The sequence below is a fragment of the Hymenobacter puniceus genome (assembly GCF_014333525.1).
In the GTDB taxonomy this organism is placed as follows: domain Bacteria; phylum Bacteroidota; class Bacteroidia; order Cytophagales; family Hymenobacteraceae; genus Hymenobacter.
Genome location: NZ_JACSCX010000005.1, coordinates 230541 through 245740, shown reverse-complemented (window position 1 = coordinate 245740; position 15200 = coordinate 230541). Strand labels below are relative to the sequence as shown.

Annotated in this window: 11 protein-coding genes; 4 read left to right on the top strand and 7 right to left on the bottom strand. The window is 60.9% G+C overall.

Annotated elements, in window-relative coordinates; genetic code table 11:
- Nucleotides 1-13 precede the first annotated feature (13 nt).
- The 4 genes from H8B14_RS15365 to H8B14_RS15350 form a co-directional block, all read right to left on the bottom strand.
- Nucleotides 14-2503 (bottom strand): TonB-dependent receptor domain-containing protein, encoded by a 2490-nt coding sequence (locus H8B14_RS15365; protein ID WP_187316540.1) that lies wholly within the window; start codon nucleotides 2501-2503, stop codon nucleotides 14-16.
- Between the two features lie 328 nt (nucleotides 2504-2831).
- The gene (locus H8B14_RS15360; protein WP_187316539.1) at nucleotides 2832-3266 is read right to left on the bottom strand and encodes a MarR family winged helix-turn-helix transcriptional regulator; all 435 of its coding nucleotides are present in this window, start codon (nucleotides 3264-3266) and stop codon (nucleotides 2832-2834) included.
- Between the two features lie 221 nt (nucleotides 3267-3487).
- Nucleotides 3488-5944: an outer membrane beta-barrel protein gene (locus H8B14_RS15355; RefSeq protein WP_187316538.1), complete on the bottom strand. Its 2457-nt coding sequence runs from the start codon at nucleotides 5942-5944 to the stop codon at nucleotides 3488-3490.
- Between the two features lie 400 nt (nucleotides 5945-6344).
- On the bottom strand, nucleotides 6345-7601 hold the full coding sequence (locus H8B14_RS15350; RefSeq protein WP_187316537.1) for a pyridoxal phosphate-dependent aminotransferase: 1257 nt from the start codon (nucleotides 7599-7601) through the stop codon (nucleotides 6345-6347).
- A gap of 150 nt (nucleotides 7602-7751) precedes the next feature.
- Here H8B14_RS15350 and tsaE point away from each other — a divergent pair, with 150 nt between their 5' ends.
- The 3 genes from tsaE (at nucleotide 7752) to H8B14_RS15335 (ending at nucleotide 10563) form a co-directional block, all read left to right on the top strand.
- The gene (gene tsaE / locus H8B14_RS15345; protein ID WP_187316536.1) at nucleotides 7752-8174 is read left to right on the top strand and encodes a tRNA (adenosine(37)-N6)-threonylcarbamoyltransferase complex ATPase subunit type 1 TsaE; all 423 of its coding nucleotides are present in this window, start codon (nucleotides 7752-7754) and stop codon (nucleotides 8172-8174) included.
- Between the two features lie 98 nt (nucleotides 8175-8272).
- Nucleotides 8273-9499 (top strand): alanine dehydrogenase, encoded by a 1227-nt coding sequence (locus H8B14_RS15340; RefSeq protein WP_187316535.1) that lies wholly within the window; start codon nucleotides 8273-8275, stop codon nucleotides 9497-9499.
- 92 nt (nucleotides 9500-9591) lie between these two features.
- Complete coding sequence (locus H8B14_RS15335) at nucleotides 9592-10563, top strand: hypothetical protein (RefSeq protein WP_187316534.1); 972 nt, start codon at nucleotides 9592-9594, stop codon at nucleotides 10561-10563.
- A gap of 46 nt (nucleotides 10564-10609) precedes the next feature.
- On the opposite strand, the gene H8B14_RS15330 is transcribed toward H8B14_RS15335, so the two are convergent.
- Together H8B14_RS15330 and H8B14_RS15325 are read right to left on the bottom strand one after the other, a co-directional pair.
- Entirely contained in the window at nucleotides 10610-11524 is a 915-nt protein-coding gene (locus tag H8B14_RS15330; protein WP_187316533.1) for a flavin reductase family protein, read from the bottom strand.
- A 74-nt stretch (nucleotides 11525-11598) separates the two neighbouring features.
- Nucleotides 11599-13695, bottom strand: coding sequence for an ATP-binding protein (locus H8B14_RS15325; protein WP_187316532.1), 2097 nt, complete (start codon nucleotides 13693-13695; stop codon nucleotides 11599-11601).
- Between the two features lie 135 nt (nucleotides 13696-13830).
- On the opposite strand from H8B14_RS15325, the gene H8B14_RS15320 reads away from it, so the two are divergent.
- Complete coding sequence (locus H8B14_RS15320) at nucleotides 13831-14766, top strand: M28 family peptidase (RefSeq protein ID WP_261990042.1); 936 nt, start codon at nucleotides 13831-13833, stop codon at nucleotides 14764-14766.
- Here the strand turns inward: H8B14_RS15320 and H8B14_RS15315 are convergent.
- A complete protein-coding gene (locus H8B14_RS15315; RefSeq protein WP_187316530.1) occupies nucleotides 14755-15189 on the bottom strand; it encodes a hypothetical protein in 435 nt (144 codons plus the stop codon). The genes H8B14_RS15320 and H8B14_RS15315 overlap by 12 nt on opposite strands.
- Between the last annotated feature and the right edge of the window lie 11 nt (nucleotides 15190-15200).

Here is a 15200-nt window from a genome sequence, read left to right as displayed (position 1 = left end):
CCACGGCGTGTTTTTATGAGCCACCGGCGCGGCGCTTCTCGTCTTCGGCTCCACTGGCGCGGCGCCGCGTCGGCGACACTTTATCGTTGCCAAGCTTGTAGCTGAACGACAGCGTGGCCACTCGGGAGTCGCCGCGCTGATAAAACTGCTCCACGTAGTTCTGATAAGTGGAAGTAGCCCGGACCACGCTGGTGTAAAAAATATCCGTTACGTTCAGCTTCAGCGTGCCTTTCCGGTCCCACAACGCCTTCTGGACGCCGGCCGTTAGCTGCCCCTGCGGCCGCACCGTAAAGAAGCCATACACCTCGGCCGACTGGTAGCGGGCATTCAGGTCGGCACTCCAGCCGCGGCCCACCACGAAGGAGCTGTTGCTGGTGAGCGTATACGCCACTTTGCCGGTGTTGAGGTTGGTGCCGGCCAGGGCGCCGGTGAAATGATTGTAATACAGCACCGCGTTGTTGGTCAGTGTCCACCACTTGGCCAGCTCCACTGGGACATCCAGCGTAAGCGCCGCATACTGCTGGCGGCCCAGGTTCTGGCTCGTGGATACCACTGCCCGGCCCGTGTCAGCGGCCGGCTGCACAGTCCCGATGATGGGGTCGTTGGTGACGCTGTAGCTTACACCCAGGCTGTATTTCTGCTGGAAAGTATGGGTTAGCTCGAAGTTGTAGCTGGTTTGCGGGCGCAGGTCGGGGTTGCCGGCGCCGTAGGTGGTGGCGTCGATGTAGGACCGGAACGGATTCAGCTGCCCGTAGGAAGGCCGGTCGATGCGCCGGCTCAACGATAGCGAAACCGAGTGATTCTTGGAAAACTCCCGCTTTAGCGCAGCACTCGGAAACAGCTGGAAATAGTTGCGGTCGAAGCCCTGCGCCGGTAGGTCCGGAACGCCGGTAGCCTTGGTTTGCTCGCCTCGCAAACCCGCTTGTAGTGTCCAGCCAGGGCGCGTGTACGCCAGGTTCACGTAGCCGGCATTGATGTTTTCATCGTAGCGGAAGCGGTTGGAGCGGGTTGGGTCGCGCACCAGCGGGCCGCCGTCGGGTCCCGGCACCTGAAACAGCAGGTCATTGTCTGACTGCACCCAGCTCAGCTTGCCGCCGGCCTCCAGCGTGAGCTGCTTGCTTAGCAGGTGCGTGTAATCCGCCTTCACCGACCAGATAGAAAGCTTCCCCTGCTGGTTGCTGTCGAGTAAATCCGAGGAGTCGCGGGGGAAGGTGTAGCGGGTGCTCAGCAGCTGCAGGCGGCGCGTGTCGTAGCGGGCCAGGTCGGCATCGGCGGTAAGCTCGCGCGGCCCCACCGAATCAGCCCCGAAAGTGTGGCGGAAGTTAAGGTTGGCGGCTACGTTGGGCGCCTCAACGCTACGCGTATTCACCGAGCCATACCGGGCTTGCAGCTGGCTGGCATCGGTTAGCTGCTCGGTTAGGTTGGTGCCGTCCTGGCCCAGCTCAAACCCGACGCCGCTCACCACGGCGCCCAGCACCGTGCGCTCGGTCAGGTCGTAGTCCAGGCCCGCTTTCCAGGTGTGCGAGTAGGAGCGGCTCTTGCTGAAGTTGTCCTGCTCGGTGCTGCCCGCAAACGTGCGCTGCCCGTCCGGATAGCTGAAAAAGTCCCGATAAATCGTCAGGGCGCCAAAATTCGTGCGGTCCGCGTAGTTGTAGCTGCCAAACAAGTTGAGGCCTTTGCGGCGGTGGTTGAGCGTGAGCCCGGCCGTGTACTTGTCGTTGCCGTAGCGGCCCAGTCCGTAGCTGGCATTCACGCTGCCGTTGGTGCCCAGGCGCTGGTCTTTCTTGAGGTTGATGGCAATGATACCGGCACCGCCCTGCGCATCGTATTTGGCGGGCGGATTGGTGATTAGCTCGATATTTTTCACTTGGTCGGCGGGCAGGGCGCGCAGGTAGTCGGCCAACTCGGTGCCGGTCATGGGCTGGCGCTTGCCGTCGATCAGCACCAAGACGCCCTGCTTGCCGCGTAACGCCAGGTTGTCGCTGCCATCCACGGTTACGCCCGGTGCCCGGCCCAGCACTTCCAAGGAAGTAGCACCAGCCGCCAGCGTGCTGCCTTCCACATTCACAATGGTGCGGTCGGCGAGGCGCTCGTACAGGGGTTTCTGGCCGACTACCGTCACTTCTTTCAGGGCTGTAGCGCCGCTGGCCTGCAACACCAGCGGCGGCAGCTTCACCAGGGTGCCGGCCACTTCCACGGGTGCACTCCAGCGCCGCTGGAACCCCACCTGTGACGCCAGCACCAGATAGCGCCCAGTTGCTACCGGCCCAAGCCGGAAAGCGCCTTTCGCGTCACTGAACTCTGACTTCATTACCACCGAATCCTGCGCCCGATGCAGCGTAAGTGTGGCAAATTCCAGTGGCGCGCCGGCAGCTGTCTGTACAGTCCCTTCTATAGTTCCCGCGCCCTGTGCCCAGGCAGATACCGAGGTAAATAGCCCTGACAAAAAGGCAATAGCGAAGAGGGCCGGCCGCCGTAGCAGCCAGAAAAGCCAGATTTTCATGCGCAATACGCTGTTTTACTGGTGAATAAGAAAAATGAGGAATTGGGCTGCTTCTTCAGCAGAAGGCTGACAGCAACCAGTGCGAAATGCCCAGGCAAGCCCGCTGCAGCAGGGCCCGATAGGAAATTGTCGCGCTTTATCTTGATCTACGAAATTGTTCGTACAATTGTATGCGAATATATTCGTAGATGCAAGTTTTAGCTACATTTTTTGCTTGACTTACCCGTACAGCAGGTTGCTAGGTAGAGGGAGTGTGGAAGCGGCAAGTACACCTCAGCAGGCATCGGTAGCAGCTGAACTCAGGAAAGGCGTGGCGCCAACGTGAAACTCAGGTGGCGGGAGGGAGGCAGTTCTGGTAAATCTGTTCTAGCAAGGTGCGGAGCACGGTCAGGTCGGCCTCGGAGAGGCCGCGCAGGGCGAGGGCCCGGTTACTGAGCACCACCGGCTGCACAGCAGCCAGTACCCGCTCGCCCTCTTCGGTCACGCGGAGCTGGCTCCGGCGGCCATCGGAGGGCAAAGGCACCGATACCAGCAGCTGCCGGCCCGCCAGCAAACTGATCATGCGGGCCACCGAAGCCTGGTCTTTGAATACGCGCTCGGCAATGTCGGTCTGGGTCAGGTCGTCGTGCTCCTGAATCACGCGTAGCACCAGCCACTGGTCGATGGTAATGGCAATGCCTGCCCGGTCGATATTGGCCTGCGCCAGCTTGCGGTACTGCCGGATGGCTTTATCGAGGGAATAAAAGATGACACTGGAGAGCATACCAAAGCTTTTCTGATTACTGAAATATAGATGTATGATATGTCATAGAAGTTGCGCCTCAAGGAAAATATTTTTCCTCATTTTCAGCACTTGGCTTTAATATACCCGAATTACCTGCTTTCGTGGCAGCCTCAAGCCAGCCAAGCTGGATTGGTTTCGCTGCTCAGGCAGCACCTCCATATTCTGCCGGCCGCTTATTGAAAAGCGTGAGCCAGGTGCCACTATTGGCTGACGGCGCGGCGCTTTTCTTCCTCTGCGCCGGTAGCGCGCTTGCGGGCCGGTGGCACCTCGTTGCTGCCGAAGCGGTACGAAAACGACGCCGTAGCCACGCGGCTATCCTGGTTGGCCCGGTACGTTTCCTCGAACACTTGGTAGCGGGAAGTAGCCGTAATGGGGGCAGTGTAGAACAGGTCGGTGGCATTGAAGCGCAACGTGGCGCGGCCGTCCAGCAAGCTTTTCTGCAGCCCTACGCCTACCTGCCCAAACGCCTTCACCACCTGAAAGGCATATAGCTCGCGGGAATGGTAGCTGCCGCTCAGGTCGGCGGTCCAGCCCTTACCAACCGTGAACGTGCTGTTGGCAGTGGCAATGGCCCCCGGGCGTCCGGCGGGCGCAACGGTATTGCTCAGGCGGCCATCAAAGTAGATATAGAACAGCTCGACATCGGTGTAAAGCTGCCACCATTTAGTTGGGGTCAGCGGGGCTGCCAGAGTGAAGGCATAGTAGTGGCGGGTGCGCAGGTTTACGTCGGTGGCCGCTACCAGGCGCTCGGGGCCGGGCTGCGCCAGATACACCGGCACGATAGGCTGATGGCCGCGTGCGTAGCTGAGGCCCGTGGTGTATTTCTGGCGCCACGTGTGCGTCAGCTCGGCACTGTAGCTGGTCATGGGCAGCAAATAGGGGTTGCCGGCGCGATACGAGGTGGCATCTACGTACGAACGGAAGGGATTGAGCTGGCTGTACGTAGGCCGGTCGAGGCGGCGGCTCAGGCCAACGCTTACTGTATGGGATTCCGACAGCGTCCGGCTTAGACTCAGGTTCGGAAACAGCTGCAGATAGCGGCGGTCGAAGTTTTCGTTGCCGATATCCTGGCGGCCGGTGGCTACGGTATGCTCGGCGCGCAGACCGGCCGTCAGGGTCAGCCCCGGCCGGGTGCGCGACAACGTCAGGTATGCTGCATTGATGTTTTCGTCGTAGTGAAAGCGGTTCGATTGGGTGGTGTCCGGAAGGCGGCTGCCGTCCCGGTAGAACACCACGTCGTTATCGGCGCGCACTTGGCTGGCTTTCAGCCCAATTTCCAGGCGAAAACCGCGCGCCAGTGGCCGCACATAGTCGGCCTTGGCGCTCTGGATGAGCAGGGAGCCATCTTGCGTGCCGGTGAGGGACGTGAAAGGCTGATTGGCAGGTAAGCTGAACGTGGTAGCCAGGTCCAGGGTACGCAGGATGCCGTAGCGCGCCATATCGGCGTCGGCGGTCAGCTCGGGCGTACCTGCTGAGTCGGGCCGGAACGTGTGGCGCAGCGTGAGGTTGGCGGCCACGTTGGGCGTACGCAGGTTGCGGAAGTTGTCGGAAGTGTACTGGCGCACGGGCTGGCCCTGCGCATCCAAAAACGTGGAGGTGTTGGTGCCCTGCCACGGCGACCGGCTGGCCAGTCCGCTCACCATAGCGCCGAGCGTGGTTTGCGGGCTCAGCGTATAGTCGAGGCCAACTTTCCAGGAGTGCGAAACCAGATGGTTGCGCATTTCATTGCGCTGCTGGCTGGTTACCGGCAGCTGGTTTTCGGGGCGGTAGATGCGTGAAAAGGTTAGGTTCTGAAAGTTGCGGCGGTCGGAGTAGGCATAGGTAGCGTAGAAGTTAGCGTGTGGCCCGCGGTGGTTTAGCGACAGTCCTGAGGTGTGCTTGCCGTAGTGCCCGCGGCCATAGCTGGCATTCACGCTGCCGTTGGTGCCCAGGCGCTGGTCTTTATTCCGGTTGATAAGGATAACTCCGGCGGTGCCCTGCGCATCGTATTTAGCCGGCGGGTTGGTGAGCAGCTCCATGGTACTGACCTGCTCGGCGGGCAAAGACCGCAGCAGATCCGCCAGTTCCGTGCCGGTCATGGGCACGCGCTTGCCGTCTAGCAGCACCAGCACGCCGCGCTGGCCGCGCAAGGCCAGGTTGTCGCTGCCATCCACCGTCACGCCCGGCGAGCGGCTGAGCACGTCAAGCGCCGTACTGCCACTGAAAAGCGAGCTGCCTTCCACGTTGATGATGGTGCGGTCGGCGAGGCGCTCGAAAGGCGGTTTCTGGCCCGTGACAATAACGCCGCGTAGCTGCTGTGTGGCACCCGGCACCAGCGTGATGCGCAGTGGCGCAATAGCGCTACCCGTAGCTGGGAAGGGCCCCGCCCAGGCCGGCGCGTAGCCGATGTGCGCCACCGACACCAGATACTGGCCCGTGCTGGCGGGCACCATCATAAAATGCCCGCCGGCATCCGTAAACTCGGTTTTGAGTGCTACCGAGTCAAGGGCACGGTGCAGCGTAACCGTGGCATATTCCACTGGCGCTCCGGCGCCGGTGCGAACCTGGCCCAGTATGGGCGTGGGCAACTCCTGCGCTGCCAGGGAGGCTGCCAGAACAAGCAGCGCCGGCAGCAGGCACGTAATCCGGCGCAGCGTGCCGGTAAAAAAAGAATCCATGTGCGCACTTTCCGGTGAGAAAAAACGGAACGTGCAATAGGTGGCAGGCAAAGTAATTGGCCCGGGTAATGGGGTGCTTACTTTGTGGGGATAGAGAGCAAGGATAACTGCTAAGCGCCGCCAAACTAAAACCGGTACTACTTAACGCTACGAAAGATAGGGACAAACCAGGTTCCGGTTAAAATGCCACGTAAGTAATTATTTCATAAGCCCAAAGGCATTCCATCTATGCCGCGTCGCGGAACCAGCCATCAATTGGCTAGCTACCGGAAGACGTAACCGGGTTTGGACGCCGCCAGCCAACAAAAAAGTCTCCAACCAAGCTGGTTGGAGACTTTACAACACCACAATTTGCCAGTTGAGCCCCAAAGCCGAACTGCCAAAAGATGTACGAACACGACTACCGCAAAGCGTCCAGCGCGGCCCGCAAACGGGGCAGCGCCGCCTCAATCGACTCCAGGGACGCGCCGCCTATCGACATGCGGAACCAGGGCGCCGTGCCGGCCGTGCCGAAGGCGCTGAACGGCACCAGCGCCAGCCCGGCGTCGCTGATCAGGTAGGAAGTCAGCTCCTTGGCGGTACTAAGCACCTGACCGGCCGGGGTAGTTTTGCCCAGCACATCAAGGCGGGCCGTGAGGTAGATGGCGCCCATCGGCACGATGGAATCTACGGGGTAGCCGGCGGCCTTCAGCTCCTGCAGGCCCGTATGCAGACTATCAAGGCTGCGCTGGATTTTCTCCTTGAACTCGCCAATGAACCCATCGACGGCCGGCGTGTCAGGCAGGAATTTGGCGGTGGCTACCTGCTCGGCTTTGGGGGCCCAGGCGCCCACATGGCCCAGAATGGCCTTCATCTTGTCAATCACGACGGCCGGCCCGAACGCATAACCCACCCGCACGCCGGTAGCGGCCAAGCACTTCGAGATGCCGTCGATGTACACTACGTAGTTGCGCAGCTCGGGGCGCAGGTTCACTGGGTCGAAGTGCTCGGTCTGGCCGAAGGTGAGCATCCAGTAAATCTGGTCGTAGAGCAGGTAGAGCGGCTTTTCGCCGGGCTGGCGGCGTTGGTTTTCGGCCAGTACCAGGTCGCAGATGGCTAGCAGGTTGTCGCGGGTGAAGACGGTGCCGGTGGGGTTGAGCGGCGAGCAGAGGGCCAGCAGCGTGGCGCCGGCCAGGTGCGGGGCCAGTTCCTCGGCCGTGGGCATAAAATTGTTTTCGGGCCGGGTTTCCACCATCACGGCCGTGGCGCCCGAGAGGTGGCAGTAGTGGTTGTTGTTCCAGCTTGGTACCGGAAACACCACCCGGTCGCCGGGGTCTACCAGGGCCAGGTAGGTGGCGTAGATGAGGGGGCGCGAGCCGCCGGCCACCAGCACATCATTGGGCGAGTAGTCGAGGCCCAGGCGCTCCTTGGTGAAGGCGGTAGCAGCTTCGCGCAGGGCAGCCATGCCGTTGGCGGGCGGATAGTTGGTGTGGCCGGCCTGGTAGGCGTTGGTGATTTCAGTTTCGAGCGCGGCCGGAATCGGGAAAATGGCGGGGTCGAAGTCGCCGATGGTCAGGTTGCAGATCTGCTCTCCCCGGCGGATCATGTCGTTTACTTCGTTGCCGATTTTAATGATTTCCGAGCCGATGAGGCTGCCGGCCATTCGCGAAACTTGCATGAGAAAGATAGTTTATGATAAGCCAAATGTAGGAAGAACGGGGTGGTGGAAAAATTCCGGCTGCCGGCAAAGCTGCCGATACTGCTGCTGCCAAGGTGCCGAATGACTCTCTGCTGCGTGCTACCTTGCAACCCCAACCTTTGAACTCGTATGCTGACACTAGATATATCCAGCCTGCAGGCCCTGCCCACCGTCGCCAATCAGGTCCGGGATGCCATTCAGGGCCGCTCCATCGTGTGCTTCGAGGGCGAAATGGGGGCCGGCAAAACCACGTTTATCAAGGCGCTGTGCGCCAGCCTGGGCGTGCCCGAGGACGAGGTCAGCAGCCCCACCTTCTCATTGGTAAATGAGTACCGCGACGCCCGCAACCAGCCCATCTATCACTTCGACTTCTACCGCCTCAACCATCCCGGCGAAGCCGAGGATATTGGCGCGTTGGAGTACTTCGATTCCGGCTATCTTTGCCTAATCGAGTGGCCCAGCCGCATTGAGGCGCTGCTGCCCCCCGAACGACTACTCCTCACGCTCACCGTCACCGGACCTTCATCAAGGGAATTAAAAATTGAGAATTAAAAATTAAAAATTGCCTGAAACCCTTTTCTCCGAATGAGTTGTGTAAGTGCAATGGTCTCGATTTTTAATTTTTAATTCTCAATTTTTAATTGAAAAAAATGCCCGACGCAGTACCCCCCGGATTCGAGTCGCTGGCTACGGGCCGCGCCTACTTCACGCAGGAATCCATGCTGGCGGTGGAAACCCGGAAGCGCAAGCTGTTTATCGGGTTGCCGCGCGAGACGTCGTTGCAGGAAAACCGCATCTGCCTCACGCCCGAGGCCGTGAAGCATCTGGTGGAGGAAGGCCACGAAATCATCATGGAAAGCGGGGCCGGGGAGCCCAGCAAGTACTCCGACCATAACTACTCCGAGGCCGGCGCCACCATTGCCTACTCGCAGAAGGAAGTGTACGAGGCCGACCTCATCCTGAAAGTGGCCCCGCCCACCCACGATGAAATCGAGTTTCTGCACGCCAACCAGACCCTGATTTCGGCCTTGCAGTTCGGCACGCTCACTTCGGAATACGTCATGGCTCTCACCCGCAAAAAGGTGAATGCCATCAGCTTCGAGCTGATCAAGGACCCGAGCGGGGCGCGGCCAGTGGTGCGCGCCATGAGCGAAATTGCAGGCTCCACCGTCATGCTGATTGCGGCCGAATATCTGGCGCGCTCCAACGAGGGTAAGGGCATCATTCTGGGCGGCATTACGGGCGTGCCGCCGTCGCAGGTCGTGATTCTGGGGGCTGGTACCGTAGCCGAGTACGCCGCCCGCGCCGCTACCGGCCTGGGTGCCGAGGTGAAGGTGTTCGACAACCACCTCTACAAGCTGCGCCGCCTCAAGCAGAATCTGGGCACCCAGCTCTACACCAGCACCCTCGACACGTTTGCCCTCAGCCAGCAGCTGCGCCGCGCCGATGTGGTGATTGGGGCCCTCAATGCCGAAGAGGGCCGCGTGCCGTTCATGGTGCCCGAAAGCATGGTAGCCAGCATGGCGCCCGGCTCGGTCATCATCGACGTGAGCATCGACCAGGGCGGCTGCTTTGAAACCAGCGAGATGACCAGCCACAGCAAGCCCGTCTTCCGCAAATACGACGTGATTCACTACTGCGTGCCCAACATTGCCAGCCGCGTGCCGCGCACTGCTACCAACGCGCTAAGCAACATTTTCACGCCCATTCTGCAGGAAATAAGCCAGCACGGTGGCATCAACGAGGTGCTGTTCACGAATGAGCACTTCCGCAGCGGCGTCTACATCTACAAAGGCTCGCTCACCAATGCCACCATCGCCAAGCGCTTCAACATGCGCTACAAAGAGCTGGGGCTGATGATTGCGGTTCGCAATTAAGTACGCGAATTTTGCAAATTGACACGGATGTTGTGGACGATTCGGTAAGTTGAGGGCCTGCGCTAAAGCGCGGGCCTTTTCGTTTTATGGCTATGCGTATATTCTGCTCTTTGTTGCTATTGCTGCTGGTAAGCAGCAATCTGGTTTCTTGCAGCCCCGAGCCCGACCCGCGCATGCTGCGCCTAAAGCTACTAGCCGACACGCAGCAGCGCGCCAACGACCGGGCCCTGCGTGAGGCTGGCGCCACCGTGAAAAGGATTCAGGCTAATGTGGAGCGCAACCGCAACGCGCCGCGGGATCTGGCGGTACTGGCGCAGGCCCGGGCTATCCTGCAGCGCACGCAAGCTGTTTCGGAGCGGCTGCGCCGGATGCGGGCAGCGCTGCTGGCCCGCTTGGGCGGCGAATATCACCCGCGTGAGTTGGGTAGCCAACAGGTTGTGGATGATACGCTGCTGCCGACCAACTCTCCCGTATCATTTGATAGCTTGTATGCACATCTGCGCGCTTACACGGACTATATGCAGCAGCTGGCGCCGCAGACAGAGCAGCTGCCCTGGCTACTGCCGGAGGATGCTGTGCACCCAACCATAGCCAGCCGAACCCCAGTCAGTACCGCCGATTACCGCCGGTTTTATTTCGAGGATGCTGGGGCGGCTGAAGTGCTGGCTGTGTTGGCGCAGCAGGAGGCAGAAGTACTGCGGCTGGGAGGTACTATTCTGGAAAACCAGGCACAGCGTATAGGATGCGGATACCAGATTATCACAGACCGGATAGGAGTCTTTGCCAGCTCTCAATCAAATGTGGTACGTGCAGGCGAAACGTACAGGGCAGTGCTGATGCTTGTTCAACACACCACCGATGCCCGGAACATGCGGATGACTGCCAACGGACGTTCGATTGCAGTAGACTTGGATGGGGTAGGGCGAGTAGCATTTCCTGCGCCACCAGCTTTACGTCTGGGCATGGACACAATGCGGACCAGTTGGGACGGCTCTGTTACGTTTCGACTGGTGGATCAGGACACTACCTTCCACATACGAATACCTTATACCATAGTGCGCTGAGCGCCTTATCTTCCTGAATGGTACAAGGGTATGTGAGCTTAACTGCTTACTCCGCCGCCAGCAGCAGCACCTTCCACGCGTCCGGCATATTGCCTTCTTCCAGCAGTTTCTGGCCCAGCAGTGTTAGCTGGCGGCGCTGCTCGGGCTGGTTGGCGGCGTGCTTGCTGAGGGTGTAGCTCACCATTGGATCCTGGCGGAACGCCTGCACCTGCTCGGGCGTGGGCATGGCTTCCGCTTCGATGTTGGCGAGGCGGCCCAGGTTGTTGCCGGTTAGGATGGTGGACTCGCGCAGGTGCGCTGGGAGCTGGTCGAAGCCGATGCCGAGGCGGCGGTTGGGCTTGGGCACCTCGAACAGGGTTTCGGCCGAGCGGCTGTACCAGTCGCCGCCGAGCCGGGCCACGGCGTCGAGCTTGCGTGGGTCGATGCCGATATCGGACGGTAGGATGATGTCTTCGCGGAAGTGGGCCAGCACCACACGGCACAGCACGAGGTTGCCAGCACCGTTGTTCTGGCCCAACTCAATCACCTGCTCCACCACGCACTCGAAGGCGGCCGGTGCCTCCAGCACGCGCGGCGGTTGCACCAGCTGGCTGGGCGCTTCTGTGAAGCCGGCTTTCACGAACTCATTCACGCCTTTAGCATACTCGGTGCTGGCCAACGACATCTGCTCGACCATGGCGTAGTCGCAGATGTGCACCACGCACTCGGGTACCTCGCGCACGTTCTGCAGCGTGTGCTTTTGGGAGTTGTCACGCACGCGGTTGGCCGGCGAGAAAGCCAGGATGGGCGGGTTGGAGCCGAAGCAGTTGAAGAAGCTGTACGGGCTCAGGTTCACGCTGCCATCGGCGGCCACGGTGCTCACGAAGGCCACCGGGCGCGGCGCCACGGCGCCCACCATAAACGGGTGCCAGTCGGTGGGGCTGAGCTCGGAAGGAACGATGGTGCGGAAGGCAGCAGGCATAAGCAAGAGGAAGAGTGAAAAAGACAAGCCCTTTGGGCCTGCAAATATGCCACAATACGCCGGTAGAATGGTTTTTAGGCGGGGCTGCTCCAGTGGATGGGCGTTGCTTTGGCTTCCAGCGGCAGCTGCATGATGAATTCGGTGTACTCGCCTTCCTGGCTTTCCACTCGGAGCGTACCGCCGTGGCCGCGTGTAATAATGTCGTAGCTGACAGCCAGCCCCAACCCGATACCTTCACCACTGGGTTTGGTAGTGAAAAAGCGCTGAAACACGTTGGCCTGCGCCGCCGCCGAAATGCCCAGGCCATTGTCGCGCACCCGCACTTCCACGCAGCCATCAACAACATGCGTAGCCAGAATCACCTGGGGCACATACTCGTCGTCGAGGCCCAGGCGCTGGCGCTGCTGCACGGCGTAGAATGCGTTGGTAAAGAGGCTGACCAGCACCCGGCCCACATCCTGGCGCACCAGCGGCACCATGGGCAGGTCGGGTGAGAGGCGCGGCAGCAGGGCCGCGTTGAAATGGCGGTTTTTCAGCCGCTGGTCGTGATAGACAAGGCGCATGTACTCATTGGCCAGTACATTAAGGTCGGTGGGCTGGCGCTGGGCGGGGCTGCTGCTGGAATAGTCCAGCATACCGGCCACAATGTCGTCGGCGCGCTGGCTGTGCTTTACGATGCGCGTCTGGTAACGGCTCAGGTTCTCGAACATGCCCTCGATATCCTGCTGCTCATCCAAGGCCAGCGGCAGCTTGGCCAGCTCTTCCCGGATTTCCTGACACAAATCCACGCTGATAGCCGCCAGGTTCCGGACATTATTCATTGGGTTCTGGATTTCCTGGGCCACGCCGGTCATCAGCTCCCCGAGAGTCGCCATTTTCTCGCGTAGCACCAGCTGGCTCTGGGCAGCCCGTAGCTCCTGAAGCATGAGCGCCAGTCGGTCGCGCTGGTGGGTAAGCTGGCTTTTTTGCTCGGTTATCTGGCTGTTGAGCTGCTGCAGCAACTGATTGGCCCGGCGCTGCCGCCAGATATAGCCACTTAGCAGCCCCGCGACCAGCGCCAGCACCCCCAGCCCGGCCCACAGCAGATACAGCCGGACAGAGTTGTCCAGACGAGAGCTTTCTTCTTCAAGCTGCCGTAGGCGCTGCTGTTCGGCAAACCCAATAGCATCAAGCTGTTTGATGCGCTTCGGATCATGCAGACTGTCCTGGGCCGTGAGCATAATGCGCAGGTACTTGAGCGTGCTATCGGGGCGGCGCTGCAGCTCATAGGCGTTGGCCAGCAGGGCACTGTTGCGCAAAATACCCAGCATAAAGGGGAGTGTCTGGCCTACTGCCAGCGCCCGCCGGGCATAGTGAATGCTGGAATCGGGCATCTGGCGTTTGTGGTAGAGCTCGGCCAGGTACTGGTAGGCGCGGCTGCGGCTGCGCTGGTCGTTTTCGGGCACAGAAGCTGTGGCACTGCGGTGATAGTAGGCAATGGCCTGGAGGCTCTGCCCGCGCGAGGCGTGCAGCAAGCCTATTTCGCGCAGCACATACGGCAGCGGGTTGCCCCAGCAGCTCCAGCCACGCGGATGTGGCGCGATGGTGAGGGCATGGGCCTTATCGAGGTAGTAAGTGGCTGAATCCAGCTGCTGCAGGCCCTCGTAGCTGGCGCCTATGTTGGTAAGCACACTGATCAACTGGGAGTCGTCGGGGCTGCTGCTTTGCTTGTACAAGTGCAGCGCCCGAAAAAAGTAGCGCAGCGCCGGCCGAAAATCGTCGAGCGCGAAATAGAGCAAACCCGTTTGGTTGAGGGTGCGGGCGGTACCCACCCAATCGTTGCTGTCTTCGTTGAGCTGCTGGGCCTGCAGGTTGATGCGCAGCGCCGCCGGCAGGTTGCCTCGTTCGCCCATCAGAATGCCCAGCCGGGACAGGCAGCGCCCTTCGCCCTTGGCATAGCCGATGCGCCGGGCCAGCTGCAACCCGCGCTGCGCATAAAACCGAACCGAATCGAAGCGTGAGTAGCGGTAGGTGGCACTCAGGTCGGCAAGCAGCAGCACCCGGGCCGTGTCGGTGGTAGCCTGAGCCAGGGCCCGCCGCACTGGCCCGGACTCGGGGCTCTGAGCTGCTGCCGGAATACCAGCCAACACTACCAAAACACCCAGCAACGGCAGCCAACGGCGTATAGTCATGCGTGAAGGTAACCAGCGGCGCAACGCGTGGCAAGCTTGCCGGTGAGGCCGGAGGCTGTGTTTCGTGTTTAACAAGTTCAAATCCTATATTACCGGTTTCGTTTCTTCTTCTCAGGCTATCTGATGCGCAGGCGTATGTTTCAGTTGCTACTTGCCAGCCTGTCGGGGCCATTGTCTGCTGCCGTAGCCGCGCCTATTGCTGCGCCCGTCATTGCTACGGCCGATACCAGCCGGCTGCGCCAGCATCTAATAGCACTTACCAGTACGCCCGAGCCGCGCAACTACCAGCACCTGCCCAGCCTCAACCTGGCAGCCAGCTACATAGAACAGCAGTTGAAAGCGCTGGGTGCCCAACCCACACGGCAGCCCTACGAAGTGCAGGGCGCTACCTATTACAACGTTGTGGGCCGCTTCGGTCCTGCCACTGGCCCGCGGCTGATTATTGGGGCGCACTATGATGTGTGCGGCGAGCAGCCCGGCGCCGACGACAACGGTACCGGCGTGGCAGCGCTGCTGGAACTGGCCCGGCTGCTAGGGCAGCAGCCGGCGCTGCCCTACGGCATCGAGTTGGTAGCCTACACGCTGGAGGAGCCCCCGTTTTTCCGGACGCCGCAAATGGGCAGCTATGTGCATGCTCGCGCTCTGCACGAGGCCGGCGTCCCTATCCGTGGGATGGTGGCCCTGGAAATGCTGGGCTACTACGATGACCGCCGAGGCAGCCAGGAGTATCCATTTGGGCCGTTGGAATGGATTTATGGTAGCCGCGGCAACTATGTGACGGTGGCCCAGAAATTCGGTAACGGGCGCTTTGGGCGGCAGTTTGCGCGCCGCTACAAAGGCCTGGCCACGCTGCCCGTGCGGCGCTTCAAGGCCCCGGCCTGGCTGCCCGGCATCGACTTCTCCGACCACCTCAACTACTGGCAGTTCGGCTACCCGGCCGTGCTGCTCACCGACACGGCCTTCTACCGCAACAAGCACTACCACCAGCCAACCGACACCCTGGCCCGCCTGGACATGCGCCGCCTGGCTTTGGCCGTAGACGCGCTGCTGGCTACGCTGCTACGTGGCTGAGGCCGTAGCTCCGAGAGCCTGCCCCACCCACACCCAGCCGGTTTGCACCAGCAGGTACGCATCATTGTCCTCTGGCTGACAGAGGTAATGCGGTTTTTCCAGCGCCCAGGCCGGCCAGCCAGCCGGGTAATCAAATGAGTCTACCAGAACTTCCCAGGGGTAGGGCTGCCACGTTAGCGTATCCGCGCCGGGCAATGCGCGGTATTCTGGCGGCAGCGGAGGACCAGCCGGATCCGGGTCGCCAAAGCGCGCGGAGTACCACTCTATCTTTTTCTGTATGCCCACAACAACCTGCGAGCTGTGCGCAAACTCGGGCCCCTGTACCAGCCAGGTAGCCAGATAGAATGGCTCCGGCTGCGCTTGTAGCTGTTGCTGCCAGTTGAAAAAGGTGGTGAGCAGGTACTGGGCGGCCAGCTGCCGCACCCGTTTCGGTG